Origin of the sequence: Actinacidiphila bryophytorum (assembly GCF_016916835.1) — a bacterium.
In the GTDB taxonomy this organism is placed as follows: domain Bacteria; phylum Actinomycetota; class Actinomycetes; order Streptomycetales; family Streptomycetaceae; genus Actinacidiphila; species Actinacidiphila bryophytorum.
On record NZ_JAFFIX010000017.1, the window covers coordinates 146,221 to 161,003 of the forward strand.

14 protein-coding genes and 1 pseudogene are annotated in these 14,783 nt (G+C 69.5%); 6 read left to right on the forward strand and 9 right to left on the reverse strand.

Annotated features, from left to right (window positions below; genetic code table 11):
- The first annotated feature begins 255 nt into the window (after positions 1-255).
- Complete coding sequence (locus JT723_RS23395; RefSeq protein ID WP_205046722.1) at positions 256-918, forward strand: VC0807 family protein; 663 nt, start codon at positions 256-258, stop codon at positions 916-918.
- Here the strand turns inward: JT723_RS23395 and JT723_RS23400 are convergent.
- Both JT723_RS23400 and JT723_RS23405 read right to left on the reverse strand, forming a co-directional pair.
- On the reverse strand, positions 879-1,625 hold the full coding sequence (locus JT723_RS23400) for a VIT1/CCC1 transporter family protein (protein ID WP_205046723.1): 747 nt from the start codon (positions 1,623-1,625) through the stop codon (positions 879-881). The genes JT723_RS23395 and JT723_RS23400 overlap by 40 nt on opposite strands.
- Positions 1,626-1,768: 143 nt before the next feature.
- Entirely contained in the window at positions 1,769-2,764 is a 996-nt protein-coding gene (locus tag JT723_RS23405; RefSeq protein ID WP_205046724.1) for a sigma-70 family RNA polymerase sigma factor, read from the reverse strand.
- A gap of 232 nt (positions 2,765-2,996) precedes the next feature.
- On the opposite strand from JT723_RS23405, the gene JT723_RS23410 reads away from it, so the two are divergent.
- From JT723_RS23410 to JT723_RS23420, 3 genes are all read left to right on the forward strand, one after another.
- Positions 2,997-3,515 (forward strand): GNAT family N-acetyltransferase, encoded by a 519-nt coding sequence (locus JT723_RS23410; RefSeq protein WP_205046725.1) that lies wholly within the window; start codon positions 2,997-2,999, stop codon positions 3,513-3,515.
- Positions 3,516-3,620: 105 nt separating this feature from the next.
- The gene (locus tag JT723_RS23415; RefSeq protein WP_205046726.1) at positions 3,621-4,406 is read left to right on the forward strand and encodes a dioxygenase family protein; all 786 of its coding nucleotides are present in this window, start codon (positions 3,621-3,623) and stop codon (positions 4,404-4,406) included.
- A 20-nt stretch (positions 4,407-4,426) separates the two neighbouring features.
- Positions 4,427-5,044 (forward strand): hypothetical protein, encoded by a 618-nt coding sequence (locus tag JT723_RS23420; RefSeq protein ID WP_205046727.1) that lies wholly within the window; start codon positions 4,427-4,429, stop codon positions 5,042-5,044.
- A 156-nt stretch (positions 5,045-5,200) separates the two neighbouring features.
- On the opposite strand, the gene JT723_RS23425 is transcribed toward JT723_RS23420, so the two are convergent.
- Together JT723_RS23425 and JT723_RS23430 are read right to left on the reverse strand one after the other, a co-directional pair.
- Positions 5,201-6,712, reverse strand: coding sequence for an MFS transporter (locus JT723_RS23425; protein ID WP_205046728.1), 1,512 nt, complete (start codon positions 6,710-6,712; stop codon positions 5,201-5,203).
- 224 nt (positions 6,713-6,936) lie between these two features.
- On the reverse strand, positions 6,937-7,584 hold the full coding sequence (locus JT723_RS23430; RefSeq protein WP_205046753.1) for a TetR/AcrR family transcriptional regulator: 648 nt from the start codon (positions 7,582-7,584) through the stop codon (positions 6,937-6,939).
- Between the two features lie 239 nt (positions 7,585-7,823).
- Between JT723_RS23430 and JT723_RS23435 the strand changes: the two genes are divergently transcribed.
- Positions 7,824-8,309 carry a MarR family winged helix-turn-helix transcriptional regulator gene (locus JT723_RS23435; protein WP_205046729.1) on the forward strand — a complete coding sequence of 162 codons (486 nt, stop codon included), beginning with the start codon at positions 7,824-7,826 and terminating at the stop codon, positions 8,307-8,309.
- A gap of 80 nt (positions 8,310-8,389) precedes the next feature.
- On the opposite strand, the gene JT723_RS23440 is transcribed toward JT723_RS23435, so the two are convergent.
- Complete coding sequence (locus JT723_RS23440) at positions 8,390-9,220, reverse strand: ABC transporter ATP-binding protein (protein WP_205046730.1); 831 nt, start codon at positions 9,218-9,220, stop codon at positions 8,390-8,392.
- Between the two features lie 75 nt (positions 9,221-9,295).
- The gene (locus JT723_RS23445) at positions 9,296-10,831 is read right to left on the reverse strand and encodes an MFS transporter (protein ID WP_205046731.1); all 1,536 of its coding nucleotides are present in this window, start codon (positions 10,829-10,831) and stop codon (positions 9,296-9,298) included.
- Positions 10,832-11,258: 427 nt separating this feature from the next.
- Between JT723_RS23445 and JT723_RS23450 the strand changes: the two genes are divergently transcribed.
- Positions 11,259-12,566: a hypothetical protein gene (locus tag JT723_RS23450; RefSeq protein ID WP_205046732.1), complete on the forward strand. Its 1,308-nt coding sequence runs from the start codon at positions 11,259-11,261 to the stop codon at positions 12,564-12,566.
- Between the two features lie 15 nt (positions 12,567-12,581).
- Here JT723_RS23450 and JT723_RS23455 read toward each other — a convergent pair whose 3' ends face one another.
- The 3 genes and pseudogenes from JT723_RS23455 to JT723_RS23465 all read right to left on the reverse strand — a co-directional run.
- The gene (locus JT723_RS23455) at positions 12,582-13,232 is read right to left on the reverse strand and encodes an FMN reductase (protein ID WP_205046733.1); all 651 of its coding nucleotides are present in this window, start codon (positions 13,230-13,232) and stop codon (positions 12,582-12,584) included.
- Positions 13,229-14,320 carry an LLM class flavin-dependent oxidoreductase gene (locus tag JT723_RS23460; protein WP_205046734.1) on the reverse strand — a complete coding sequence of 364 codons (1,092 nt, stop codon included), beginning with the start codon at positions 14,318-14,320 and terminating at the stop codon, positions 13,229-13,231. Before JT723_RS23460 ends, JT723_RS23455 begins: the two co-directional genes overlap by 4 nt.
- A 114-nt stretch (positions 14,321-14,434) precedes the next feature.
- A pseudogene (locus tag JT723_RS23465) lies at positions 14,435-14,783 on the reverse strand (zinc-binding dehydrogenase); the annotation flags it as partial.

Sequence of the window (14,783 nt, forward strand, 5' to 3'; positions counted from 1 at the left end):
GAGCGAACGGGCCACCGGAAGCGGTACGGCTCGTGCGGCGGGCTCCCGCGTGCGTTGGCGCGGGCGTGAGGTGTGTCGGCCTCGTGGAGGGTTGGCGTGTTCCCCATGACGAGCCGACCTAAGTGATCATACGATCACCTGTGCGAACGCCGCGTCTGACGTGCATTCGTGACGGGGAATCACGGGGATCAACGGGGAAAGCAGGACACGGGGATGACTGATGCCCGGATACATGACGGGGACGGCGGGAGCCGGGTGTCGTCGCACGCCCATGCCGTACTGCTCTCGTGGGGGCCGACGGTGCTCTTCGGCATGGTCCTGCCGTGGATCACCTACCACCAACTCGTGGGGCGGGGCGTTCCCGGGACGGCGGCACTGGTGCTCGTGTCGGCGTGGCCTGCGTTGGAGCTCGGGCTGTACTTCGCACTGCACCACCGGCTGGACGAGTTCGGGGCTCTGGTCCTGGCGGCGCTGCTGGTGGCAGCGGCCGGTGCGGTCGCGGCTGACGGACGCTGGACGGGCGGCCGCACAGAGACCGCCTTCACCGGGCTTGTCGGGGTGGCCTTTGCGGTGAGCCCGGTTTTCGGGCGGCCGCTGACTTTCTGGTTCGGCCGGCGGTTCGCAACAGATGGCTCGGCGGCAGGGGCGGCCCGGTGGAACGGGTTGTGGCAGCAGGACGCGGGCTTTCGCGGCATGCACTATCGGCTGACTGCCGCCTGGGCTGCCGGCTGCGTGGCCGTGGCGGGTGTGATGGCGGTGCTGCCGTTGCGGACTCCCGTTGGCAGGGTGGACGCGGCGGCGCTTGCCGCGCCGGCTGTGGTGGCCGCAACAACGGTGGCGTACACCGCCCGGGCCGGAAGGGCATGGGCCGCGAGGGGTCAGACGCCTGCCGCGCCGAGCAGCGCGCCCACCGCGTAGGTGACGGCCATGGCGATGGCGCCGCCGGCGACGTTGCGGACGACCGCGGGCCTTGCCGGCGCGTTGCCCAGCCTGGCGCTGATCCAGCCGCAGCCGGTGAGTGCGGCCAGGACGGACACGACTGTCACGGCCAGTCGCCAGTCCTGCGGCGGCAGCACGATGGCCAGCAGTGGCAGCAGAGCTCCGACGGTGAAGGAGACGAAGCTGGCCCAGGCGGCGTGCCAGGGGTTGGCGAGTGCGTCCGGGTCGATGCCGAGTTCCACGCGCGCGTGAGCGCCGAGGGCGTCGCGGGCGGTGAGTTGCTCGGCGACCTCGCGGGCGAGGTCGTGGGTGATGCCGCGGTCCTCCAGCAGTCCGGTCAGCTCTTCGAGTTCGGCCTGCGGCGTGGTCTCCAGCTCTTCGCGCTCCAGGGCGAGTGCGGCCTGCTCGGAGTCCCGCTGAGTGCTCACCGACACGTACTCCCCGGCGGCCATCGACAGCGATCCCGCCATCAGTCCGGCCAGGCCAGCGGTCAGCAGCGCCGAGCGCGAGTCGGTGGCACCGGCGACGCCCACGACCAGCCCGGCGGTGGAGACGATGCCGTCGTTGGCGCCGAGGACGGCGGCACGCAGCCAGTTGAGCCGGGTGCCGAGCCCTTCGTGGTGCGGCTCGCCCGGGTGCGGTCCCGCGCCGCCCGGCTCCTCGGCGCCGTCGCTGTGGTCAGTCATGCCACGAAGCGTCTCACCCTCACCACCAGCCCGATCGTGCGGCGCACGGGGCGGGCGGACAGGCCGAACCCCGGCGCGGGGGGGATGCACCGGGGTCCGGGTCAGTGGGGCCGGTCCGCGGGTGGACCGGCATTGTGGAGGTGTCAGGCGGCTTCGTAGTCCAGCCCCGTCGCGCGGGCCATGCGCTTGAGGTCGGCGAGGGCGTGCTTCTCGATCTGGCGGATCCGCTCGCGAGTGAGGCCGTGCTCCTTGCCGACTTCCGTCAGCGTGCGCTCGCGGCCGTCCACGATGCCGTAGCGGGCACGGATGATGGAGGCGGTGCGCTCGTCGAGCCGGTCGATCAGGCCGTCCAGCTCCTCGCGGCGCAGCATGACCAGCACGGAGTCCTCGGGGGACGGTGCGGCGCCGTCCTCGACGAGGTCGCCGAATTCGGTTTCGCCCTCGGCGTCCACCGACATATTCAGTGATACCGGGTCGCGTGCCCAGTCCAGAACGTCCGAAACGCGCTCCGGGGTGGAAGCCAGTTCGGTGGCGATCTCGGCGGGCTCGGCGTCGCGGCCGTGCTCGCGGTTGAACTCCCGCTGCACTCGCCGGATCCGCCCCAGCTCCTCGACGAGATGCACCGGAAGCCGGATCGTGCGGGACTGGTCGGCGATGGACCGCGTGATGGCCTGCCTGATCCACCAGGTCGCATACGTGGAGAACTTGAAGCCCTTGGCGTAGTCGAACTTCTCGACGGCGCGGACCAGGCCGGCGTTCCCCTCCTGGATCAGGTCGAGCAGCGGCAGGCCGCTGCGCGGGTAGCGCCGCGCGACGGCCACGACGAGCCGCAGGTTAGAGCGGATGAAGATGTCCTTGGCGCGCTCGCCCGCGGCCACCAGGGCATCGAGCTCCTCGCGCTTGATGTCGCCGCCCGCACCCGCGGGCAGCTCGGGGTCGCCGGCGAGGATACGCTCGGCGTAGACGCCCGCTTCGATGTCACGGGACAGCTCGACCTCGCGGGCGGCGTCGAGCAGCGGCGTACGCGCGATCTCGTCCAGGTACATGCCGACGAGGTCGCGGTCGGCTACTTCCCCGCCTGCGGCGCGAACGCTGCTGGTCCCGCCTGCGTGGCGACGGGCGACGGCACGGGTTGCCATGCGTGCTCCCTTTACGAAGGTGCGGTCGGTCTCGTACGGACCGGGTGCGGTCACAGCCCTTGCCGTGGAGTCCGACGCAGCCGTTGGGGTGGCTGTCGTAGCTCTGCGGCTCTGCTGTGCGCTTGCCCCATCCGATCGGGATAACGACTGGAATCCGGACACAATTCCCATGTCGTCACCTATTTTTTATGATCATGCAGTACCCTGTCCCGCCACGTTGAGAGGTCATGTCATGTCGGAACGTATGGACGTCCAGGTCAGAGCGGGTGGAGAGGGCGATCTGACGGCCCTCACCGACATTTACAACCACTACATCCGTGAGACGCCGATCACTTTCGACATCAACCCCATCACCCCCGACGAGCGCCGCCCCTGGTTGCTCTCCCACCCGGAAGACGGCCCCCACCGCCTCTTGGTTGCTCAGTCCGCGGGTGACGGGCGGGTTCTGGGTTACGCGACCAGCAGCCCGTTCCGCCCCAAGGCGGCATACGCGACGTCCGTGGAGACCAGCATCTATCTGGCGCCGGGCAGCAGCGGGCGCGGCGTCGGCACGCTGCTGTACACGGCCCTGTTCGAAGCACTCGCGGGCGAGGACGTGCACCGTGCGTATGCGGGCGTGACGCTGCCCAACGAGGCGTCCATACGCATCCACCGGCGTTTCGGGTTCCAGCAGATCGGCGTGTACGAGGAGGTCGGCCGGAAGTTCGGCGCCTACCACGACGTGGCATGGCTGGAGAAGCGGCTGAGCTGAAGGGCGCGGGGCTCACGCCGGGCGCGGCAATGGCAGAGATATTTGAAGCTTCAATCAGGTAGCGCTACCGTCGTCCCGTACGCTTGAACATTCAAGGAGGGCGTCATGACCGCAGCTGCCACGGAGCGCATGCCCGCGCTCTACCTCTCGCACGGCGCCCCGCCGCTCGCCGACGACCCCGTGTGGCCCGGGCAGCTGACCGCCTGGGCGGCCGGCCTCCCGCGCCCCAGGGCCGTGCTGGTCATCTCCGCCCACTGGGAGGACGCCCCGCTGGCCATCGGCGCCACCACCACCGTTCCGCTGGTCTACGACTTCTGGGGCTTTCCCGAGCACTACTACCAGGTGACGTATCCGGCGCCTGGCGCGCCCGCGCTGGCCGATGACGTGCGCAAGCTGCTGCGCCGGGCCGGCAGCCCCGTGCAGGACGTCCCTGACCGCGGCCTGGACCACGGCGCATATGTGCCGCTGGTGGAGATGTTCCCCGGGGCCGACATCCCCGTACTGCAGATCTCGATGCCGACCCTGGATCCGGCCGGACTGCTGGACATCGGCCGCCGTCTGGCGCCGCTGCGGGACGAGGGCGTGCTGATCGTCGGCAGCGGCTTCTTCACGCACAATCTCGCGGCGCTGCGGCACGCCGGACCGCAGCCGCCGGCATGGTCCGCGGAGTTCGACGACTGGGGCCGGCGCGCGCTGGACGCACAGGACGTCGACGCGCTGCTCGACTTCGAGCACACATCGCCCGCCGGGCGGCTGGCGCACCCACGAACCGAGCACTTCGCCCCACTGTTCGTTACGCTCGGCGCCGCCGAGTCCGAACTCGGCAGCCAGCGCAGCATCATCGACGGATTCTGGATGGGGCTCGCCAAGCGCTCACTCCAGTTCGGCTGAACAGGAAGACACCTCACTCCATGCCCAAGCAGACACGACGCATCGCGATCGGCGTGGCCGTCCTGGCCGGCGCTGTGACCCTGGCCGCATGCGGTTCCGACAAGAAGGACGCGACCGACAGCCCAAGCACGGCCGGCGGCAGCGACAACAAGCCGGTCGCGTCGTCGGTGAACTGGCCGGCGCCCTCCGACGCCAGCGCACAGGTGAAGGCGGCCGGACTGCCGATGCTCGGGCAGGAAGGCCAGGTACTGCACATCCACAGCCACCTGGACGTGTTCGTGAACGGCAAGGCGGTGACCGTGCCGGCCGAGATCGGCATCGACGTCACCAAGCAGCAGATCAGCCCGCTGCACACGCATGACACGTCGGGCGTCGTGCACATCGAGTCGCCGGTACAGGCGGACTTCACCCTCGGGCAGTTCATGACCGAGTGGAACGTCCCGATCGGCAACGACGTCCTCGGCACGTTCAAGACCGGCGGCGGCAAGGAGTTGCACGTCTACGTCAACGGCAAGGAGCAGACCGGCGACCCCGCCAAGATCAAGCTGGGCGCCCACGACGAGATCGCCGTGATCTACGGAGCGCCGGCCGACAAGGTGCAGGTGCCCTCGACGTACTCGTGGCCCGAGGGTCTGTAGCGCCGGCCACCAGGGTTAGTCGCCACTGCATTGCGACCATATCGTCGTACGACTGCCGGCACGACGAAACGGCAGGTCCCCGCCCCTTCCGAGTGAACGGAAGCGGCGGGGACCTGCCGTTGGTACGGCGACCGGCCTGCGGTCACCGCTGTGCGGTCAGTGGGCGATGACCGGGACCGCGAAGTCCTCGTCGACCGACTTGTCGCCGTCGACGCGCTCCGGGCCGCTCTGCACGCCGGCGTCGACCAGGACGAAGGCAAGCACCGAGGAGAGCAGCAGGATCGCCGTCGCCCAGTAGATGGCGACGGAGTAGCCGTGCACCATCGAGGTGTTGACGAACACACGGTTCTTGAGGTCGGCCTTCGACGTCAGGTGCGAGGACACCCAGGTTGCGGACGCGCTGGTGGCCAGCGTGTTCAGCAGCGCGGTGCCGATGGAGCCACCGACCTGCTGCGAGGTGTTGACCATGGCGGAGGCGACACCGGCGTCCTCGGGACGCACGCCGTGCGTGGCCAGGCTCATCGCCGGCATGAAGGCCGTACCCATGCCGAGGCCCATCAGGATCAGGCCTGGCAGTAGCACCGTCGGGTAGGACGAGTCCACCTTGATCTGCGCCAGGATGGCCATGCCGATGGCGGCGAGCAGGAAGCCGGGGGCCATCAGCAGCCGCGGGCGGACCCGCAGCATGAGCCGGGTGCCGATCTGGGTGGAGCCGACGATCATACCGCCGATCATGGGCAGGAAGGCCAGGCCGGACTTGATGGCCGAGTAGCCCATGACCAGCTGCAGGTAGTAGGTCAGGAACAGGAACAGGCCGAACATGCCGATGATGGCCAGGCCGAGCGACAGGTAGACGCCGCCGCGGTTGCGGTTGGTCACGACGCGCAGCGGCAGCAGCGGGGCCGCGACGCGGCTCTCGACGAACACGAACGCCGCCAGCAGCACCGCGGAGGCCGCGAACAGGCCGAGGGTGATCGGGGCGGTCCAGCCGTCGCTGTCGGCGCGCGTGAAGCCGTACACCAGGGCCACGAGGCCCGCGCTGACCAGGAGCACGCCGGGGGTGTCCAGACGGTTGCGGTTGCGGCCTTCTGCGGGCTCGCGGATGACCATGACGGCGCCGATGACGGCGACGACCGCGAAGATGATGTTCACGAAGAGCGCCCAGCGCCAGTTCAGGAGCTGGGTGAGCACGCCGCCCAGGATCAGGCCGACGGCAGCGCCGGCGCCGGCGATGGCGCCGTAGATGCCGAACGCCTTCGCACGCTCCTTGGCGTCGGTGAAGGTCACCGCGACCAGCGAGAGCGCGGCGGGGGCGAGCAGGGCACCGAAGACGCCCTGGAGGGCGCGGGCGCCCAGCAGCATGGCAGTGTTCACCGCGGCGCCGCCTATTGCGGAGGCGGCCGCGAAACCGAGCAGGCCGACGATGAAGGTGTTCTTGCGTCCCCACAGGTCCGCCAGCCGGCCGCCGAAGAGCAGCAGGCCGCCGAAGGCCAGCGTGTAGGCGGTGATGACCCACTGTTTGTTGCCGTCGGAGATGCCGAGGTCGGCCTGGGCCGATGGCAGCGCGATGTTCACGACGGTCGCGTCGAGGACGACCATCAGCTGCGCCAGGGCGATGAATATCAGCGCTGTCCAGCGCTTCGGATCCGGCTGATGTGTTTCAGGCATAACTGGTCTCACTTGGGATGCGGAGTGACAGGGTGTGGGGACGTGTGTCAGCGAGGGTCCGGCGCCGCACTGCGGGCGGGGGATCAGGGTCAGGGATCCCTGCTGGCCCTCGGGTTCTGGGCCGGCTGCTCAGGCAGGACGAGTTGCTGACTCGGGCTGCGCAGGTCCGCGGACTCGGCGAACCTGATCACGCTATAACCCGACTGATGGGCGTTGCGAACGGTTTATGGCTGGCGGGCTTGCAGATCCTCCAGGGTGGCGGCTTCCCCGGTGAGCACCGAGCGCGCGGGCGCGCGCAGGCCGTCGAGGAACAGTTGCAGGTGGCGACGGACGAAACGGTCGAAGCCCGCGCAGCAGGTACCCGGTAGCGGCCGGGTGAGCTGCGTGACGGCCGCCATCAGGTCACCGACGGCGATGTCGGTGCGCAACTGGCCCGCACTCTGGGCGCGTTCCATGATGGCGTTGATCGATCGTTGCATCTGTTCGACCTGGCTGACGACCGCGGGGTCCTGGCGGTCGAAAACGTCGGAGAGCAGTGAGCACAGGGCGCCGATCCGCTCGTCGGCCGATTCGAAGACGAAACGGCGTAGCGCGGTGAACGCATCCGGCTCCTGCGCCAGTGCGTCCTCGGCTCGTTTCACTGTACGGGCCACCACTGACAACGTGACGTGGCGGATGAGGTCCGTACGGTCGGTGAAGTGCCGGTAGAGGGTGGCATTGCCGACGCCCGCCCGACGTGCCACCTCGTCGAGCGGTACGTCAGGGCCGAGTTCGACGATCGCCTCGCGGGCGGCGGCGACGATGCGCTCCCGGTTCCGGGTGGCGTCCGCGCGCAAGCGCATGGCTCGTGGCCGCGTGGTGGCGGTCTCCATGTCGAGCGGCACGGCGGACTCCCTCCGGTGTCGTGGGTGGCGTGGTGGGACACGATTCGGAAACGGACAATCCCTCTCCGTTTCCAAGTCACCACACTAAACGGGGGCCCGGTCCCCGGATATTTCGGGGTGACCGGGTGACCTGCGTCACACTCATGCGACCGTCGGGGTTTACAGCCGACGCGCCGGCGAAGGGTGGCATGTAGGCCTTTATTGAAGGTTCAAGAAGTGGCTTTACCATGAACGCCATGACATGGCTGACGGAAGAACAGCAGGCGACCTGGCGGGCGTTCCTGCACGCCACGACCCTGCTCGAAGACCACCTCGACCGCCAGCTGCAGCGCGACGCCCATATGCCGCACATGTACTACGCACTGCTCAGCACACTGTCCGAGACGCCCGCCCGGCGGATGCGGATGACCGAGCTGGCGGAGCAGGCGAAGATCACCCGGTCGCGGCTGTCGCACGCGGTCGCGCGCCTGGAGGGCAACGGATGGGTTCGCCGCGAGAACTGCCCCACCGACCGGCGCGGCCAGGTCTGCGTACTGACTGACGCCGGCTATGCCGAGCTGGAGCGCACCGCGCCAGGCCACGTCGCCGCCGTCCGCACCGCGGTCTTCGACCGGCTCACCGCCGAGCAGACCCGACAGCTCGGCGACATCTCACGGATCATCGCCGACGGGCTGCACCAGCCGGACGGCGCCGACGTGCCGTGGCTGCGCTGAGCACACGTCTTGCAGGTCCCGTCAACGCGGCGCCGCGAAAGTCACCCGCGGGGCTGAGCAGATGAAAAGCGGGCCGGCGCTCACGGCTTCGCGGGCCGTACGCGGCCGGAACGCGCCAGCCACCGCCCTTCGTGCCGGCTCACCTCGATCGGCCGGCCGAAGCACTGCGTCATCCACTCGCCGGTGAGCACGTGCTCGGCAGGTCCTGAGGTGAGCACCCGGCCCTCTTTGAGCAGCAGCACATGGCCGATGGCAGGTGACAGCTCCTCCAGGTGATGGGTGACGGTGATGGTGGCAAGCCCGGCCCTGGTCGTCGCGAGCCGGTGCATGGCGTCGATCAGGTCCTCGCGCGAGGGCAGGTCGAGGGCGTTGAACGGCTCGTCGAGCAGCAGCAGAGACGGGTCGGCCATCAGCGCCCGCGCCACCAGAATGCGCGCGCGCTGGCCGCCGGAGCAGACCCCGTAGGCGCGATCGGCGAGATCCTTGATCTCCAGCTCCGCGAGCAGCGCGGTGGCACGGTCGCGCACCTTGCTGCCGTACGTGCGCCACAGCGGCTGCACAGTGCCGGTGTGACCGGTCAGGACGACGGTGTGCGCGGTCGCGTCGAGCGGCACCTTCTGCGCCGAGGAGACCAGGCCGATGTGTGCGCGCAGCTCGCGCATGTCCACCCGGCCGAGGCGGTGGCCGAGGACGTCGACCGTGCCGGTGGTCGGATGCATCAGGGCGCCGATAAGCCGCAGCACGGTGGTCTTGCCGGCGCCGTTCGCACCGAGCAGCGCCCAGTGCTGACCGGCCCCTACGGTCCAGTCGATGTCGTCGAGGATGACCTGGCCGGTGGCGTAGCGACGCACACTGACGCGGTCCAGCACGGCGATCGCGGTGGGCGTGGCCCCTGTCGCGTGGGCTCTCATGCCCGAACGATAGCTGTATATGCCAGCTTTACGGCGGCGGTTTCCGTGATGTGGATACGCCGGCGGTGCGGGCCGTCACATGACCGCGGGTGCGGCGCCTTCCTCGGCCGACTCGGCAATACGGGGCGGTCCTGGCCGGAACAGCAGGAAGGTGACGACGAACCCGAAGGCGAAGAAGCCGGCCGACCACCAGTAGGCAACGGAATAGCTGTGCAGTTGCGCCTGCGCGACCGCGCCGGCCGTCGGCCGGCGGCCGACGAGGTAGCTGGTGGCGGCGCTCGTCGCCAAGGTATTGAGCAATGACGTACCGACGGAGCCGCCGACCTGCTGGCTGGTGTTCACCATCGCGGAGGCGACACCTGCGTCATGCGGCGTGATGCCGGCGGTGGCGAGGTTCATGGACGTGGCGAAGATCAGACCGAGGCCGAGGCCAAGCAGGAGCAGCGGCGGCATGACATGCGCGGCATATGTGCTGCTGCCGTCCAGTGCGGTCATCCACGCCATGGCGCCACCGGACAGCAGCATGCCGGTGGGCACGATCGGCTTGGCGCCGAATCTGGGCACCAGGACGTTGGTCGTGGTCACGGAGGTGACTACCAGCAGCGCCACCATGGGCAGGAAGGCGAGTCCGGTCTCCACCGGCGAATACCGCAGCGTGCGCTGCATGTAGTACGTCAGGAAGAGGAAGACGCCGAACATTCCCGCGCCGGACAGGAACATCGCGATGAACGACGCCCCGCGGTCGCGGTCGCCGACCACCCGCATCGGCAGCAGCGGGTGCCGGGCGCGCATCTGCCACCACACGAAGGCCACCAGCAGGACCGCTCCGGTCAGCAGGAAGCCCCAGGTGCTGGGGGCGCTCCATGCGTGGCGTTCGGCGTTGGAGAAGCCGTACACGATGCAGAACAGGCCGCCGGAAACGAGGAGCGTGCCGGGGACGTCGAGGTCCGGGCGGTCGGGCGGTGCGCCGGGGCGCAGCAGCCGCATACCGCCGACGAAGGCGATGACGGCGAAGATCAGATTGACGTACAGGCACCAGCGCCAGTCGAGATACTCGGTCAGGATGCCGCCGAGCAGCAGCCCGACCGCGGCGCCCGCACCCGCGATGGCTCCGTATATACCGAAGGCTTTCGCACGCTCCCTGGCGTCGGTGAAGGTCGTGGTCAGCAGCGACAGGGCGGCAGGGGCGAGCACCGCGCCGAAGGCGCCCTGCAGGGCGCGGGCCATCACCAGGATCTCGAAGCTGGGAGCGGCGCCGCCGATCGCCGATGCCACGGCGAAGCCGACAAGGCCTATCAGGAAGATCCGTTTGCGGCCGACGAGGTCGGCCAGCCGCCCGCCGAACAGCAGCAGGGAGCCGAAGGCCAGCGCATAGGCCGTGACGACCCACTGCCGGTCGCCGTCGCTGAAGCCCAGGTCCTGCTGGGCGGAGGGCAGCGCGATGTTCACGATCGTGGCGTCCAGTACGACCATCAGCTGAGCCAGGCCGATCACACAGAGCACCCACCAGCGGTGGGCGGGCGGTTCGTAGAAGTCGTCCTGTCCGGGCTGCGGGCCGGGGGCGCCGAGGCGGCCGGCGGCGGGCGATGTCTCGGAGGAGCTTCGGGCCATAGCGTGGATCTCCTTTGCGCTTGCGCGCGTCCCCCCAGGATTTCCACGCTAGGCGCAGCTCAGCACCCTCGCCACGTGGGATGCCGCAGCCCTTGCGGACGGGGCGGCAGTGCCGGGCGGGGCGGGGCGGGAATCCACCGCGACCGCCATCGGACGACCGTCCCTGGTGGCGATGACGGCCACGGAGTGTGGTGCTGCACCTGCACAACGATCACTAACCGCGGGGTCGAAACGGCTAACGCACCCTCACCCGTTCGGCGTGACCCGATGGGCGGACCGGCGTCAGCAGGTGTAGTCAGCGGCCACCCGTGAGGGTGAGTGCCGCCGACACCCGGACGCAGCAGTTGCGCGCGCGGGTGCGGCCAGGTGGCCGTTGGCTGGCAGGAAGGCAGCGGCCGCACCCCGGCCCGGGTGAGGGAGTGCATATATGGCGACGAGCGCGGACGGGCCGGCGGGAGGCGTCCCCGACCGTCACGACGGCCCGCTCGGCGAGAGTGAGCGGGCGGAGCTGGCCGCGCTGCGGAAACGTTTTCCCGCCCAGAAGAAGTGGCGTGCCGCCCTGTCCGCTGTGCTCATCACACTGGCCGCGCTGCTCGCACCGCTCAGCGCCGTCGCGGTGTGGGTCGCTGACGAGATGGCGGACACCGACCGCTACGTGGCGACCGTCGCACCGCTCGCCCGGCATCCCGAGGTCAGGGCCGCGGTCACCGATCGGGTGACCGACGCCGCCATGGCGAAGATCGACCTGGACGCGCTGCTGTCCAATGTGAAGGCCGGCGACCGTCCCGAGCTGGAGAAGGCCCTCGGCAGCCTGCGCGGGCCGATCACGGACGGGATCAGGGACTTCGTGCATCAGACGGTGGCGACATTCGTGGCCAGTGATGCCTTCGCCACACTGTGGGAGCAGTTGAACCGTCAGGCGCACGCGGCCTTCACCGGCGCGCTGACCGGGGACAGCGACACCGCTGTGAAGGTGAACGGCGACGCCGTGGTGCTCGACCTGGCGCCGGTCGTGGCGCAGGTCAAGCAGCGGCTGCTGGACCGCGGACTTAGTGCTGCATCACTCATTCCATCGGTGCGGACCGAATTCACCCTGGTGAAGTCGTCGGACGTGCGGCGGGTACGTACCGGTTTCCGGGGGCTGCAGATCGCCGGCAACTGGCTGCCGGTCGTCACCGTGGTGCTGGCCGCGGCCGGTGTGCTGCTCGCCGCGCGCAGGCGGCGCGCGCTGGTGGCGGCCGCGCTCGGCATTGCGGCGGGTGCGGCGGTGCTCGGGATCGGACTGGCTGTTTTCCGGGTGATCTATCTCGATCACCTGCCCGTGGGCGCGAACCAGTCGGCCGCCGGTGAGATCTATGACCAGCTCGTACGTTTTCTGCGGGTGACAGTGCGGACGGTGATCGTCCTGGGGGCGGTGGTCGCCGTCGGCACCTGGCTCAGTGGCAGCGGGCGACGGGCGGTGCGGGTGACCAACGCGTGGGAGACCGGCATCGGCGCGGTACGGCACGCCACCGGGATCACCACGACCGGGCCGGTAGGGCCGTGGGTGCACCGCTACCGCAGTGCGCTGCGCTGGGCGGTCGTCGCCGGCGCCGCACTCGCGCTGCTGCTGTGGCCCTACCCGACCGGCTTGGTCGTCATCTGGATCACCTTGGTGGCGGTCGCCGCACTCGCAGTCGTCGAGTTCCTCGACGGGACGGGTCAACCAGACGGGGCAGGGGTGACGTCCACGTAGCGGTGTACACGGCGCTCACCCTTGCGGGGTCAGGTCGGCGAGCTGCCGGTCGAACGGAATGAACGTTTCCGCACCGGCCGCGCGGGCCGCCGGGCGGGCGGTGACCTGGGCGGCGAGTTCGGCTGCGGCACGGTCGATGCGCAGCGCCAGGGTGTCGTCGCCCGCGGCGCCCCAGTCCTCCGTGGCCGCATACACCGCCGTCGGCATCACGACCGCCCTGAGGTAGCTGAACAGCGGCCGCATGGCGTGTTCCAGGACCAGGGAGTGGCGGGCGGTACCGCCGGTCGCCGCGATCAGTACCGGGGTGCCGGCCAGCGCGTCCTTGTCGATCACGTCGAAGAAGGACTTGAACAGGCCGCTGTAGGAGCCGGTGAAGACCGGGGTGACCGCGATCAGCCCGTCGGCGGAGGTGACGGCCTCGACGGCGTCGCGCAGCTGCGGGCCGGGGAAGCCGGTGACCATGTTCTGCGCGATGTCGCCTGCGAGGTCGCGCAGCTCGACGACCCGTACGTCGACCTCGCTGCCGCCGTCACCATCACTGCCCGATTTGTCGACATTGCCGTCGGTGACCTGCTGCCGCACGGCCGCGGTCAGGCGGTCGGCGAGCAGCCGGGTCGAGGAGGGCTGGCTGAGCCCTGCGGTGATCACGACGAGGTGCCTGGTCATGCGTCGACCTCCTGGGCGTCGCGGCGGGCGAGCAGCGACTGGTGGGTGGGGCCTTCGGGTACGTGCGCCGGGCGGCCCTTGGCGAACTCGCGGCGCAGGACCGGCACGACCTCCTCGCCGAGCAGGTCGAGCTGCTCCAGCACCGTCTTGAGCGGCAGACCGGCGTGGTCCATCAGGAACAGCTGCCGCTGGTAGTCACCGAAGGACTCGCGGAAGGTCAGCGTCTTGTCGATGACCTCCTGCGGCGACCCGACAGTCAGCGGCGTCTGGTCGGTGAAGTCCTCCAGGGACGGGCCGTGGCCGTATACCGGCGCGTTGTCGAAGTACGGGCGGAACTCACGTACCGCGTCCTGCGAATTCTTGCGCATGAATACTTGGCCGCCCAGTCCGACGATCGCCTGCTCGGGAGTGCCGTGGCCGTAGTGGGCGAAGCGGTCGCGGTACAAGCCGATGAGCTTCTTGAAGTGCTCCTTCGGCCAGAAGATGTTGTTGGCGAAGAAGCCGTCGCCGTAGTACGCGGCCTGTTCCGCGATCTCCGGGCTGCGGATGGAGCCGTGCCACACGAACGGCGGCACGCCGTCCAGCGGGCGCGGGGTGGAGGTGAAGGACTGCAGCGGGGTCCGGAACTTGCCGGCCCAGTCGACGGTGTCCTCGCGCCACAGCTTGTGCAGCAGGGCGTAGTTCTCCACCGCCAGCGGGATGCCCTGCCGGATGTCCTTGCCGAACCACGGGTATACCGGGCCGGTGTTGCCGCGGCCCATCATCAGGTCCACGCGGCCGTCGGCCAGGTGCTGGAGCATCGCGAAGTCCTCCGCGATCTTCACCGGGTCGTTGGTGGTGATGAGCGTGGTGGACGTCGACAGGATCAGCCGATCGGTGCGCGCGGCGACGTATCCGAGCATGGTGGTCGGCGACGACGGCACGAAGGGCGGGTTGTGGTGCTCGCCGGTCGCGAAGACGTCGAGGCCGACCTCCTCGGCCTTCTGCGCGATGGTGACCATCGCCTTGATCCGCTCGTGCTCGCTCGGTGTGCGTCCGTTCGTCGCGTCCGTGGTGACGTCGCCGACTGTGAAGATCCCGAACTGCATCTCACCCACCGTCCAATTGGTTGATTCTTCAACCACCGGAACGAACGGCCCCCCGCGACTATTCCCGCCGCCTCCCCCGCCGCCATATATGCGGCCCCCGACAGGGCGAGGGACTCAGGCCTCGGCGGGTTCAGGAACGGGGGCAGGGGTGCGGAAGCGGTTGATGGCGGTGGCGTGCTCCGCCCGCAGTGCCTCGTTGCGGACGCCGAGGCCCTCCCGCGGCGCCAGGCACAGGACGCCGACCTTGCCGTGGTGGAGGTTGCGGTGGACGTCGTAGGCGGCGCGGCCGGTCTCCTCCAGCGGGTAGACCCTCGACAGGGTGGGGTGGATCTTCCCCTTGGCGATCAGGCGGTTGGCCTCCCATGACTCGCGGTAGTTGGCGAAGTGCGTACCGATGATCCGCTTGAGCGACATCCACAGGTAGCGGTTGTCGTACTCGTGGGTGTAGCCGCTGGTGGAGGCG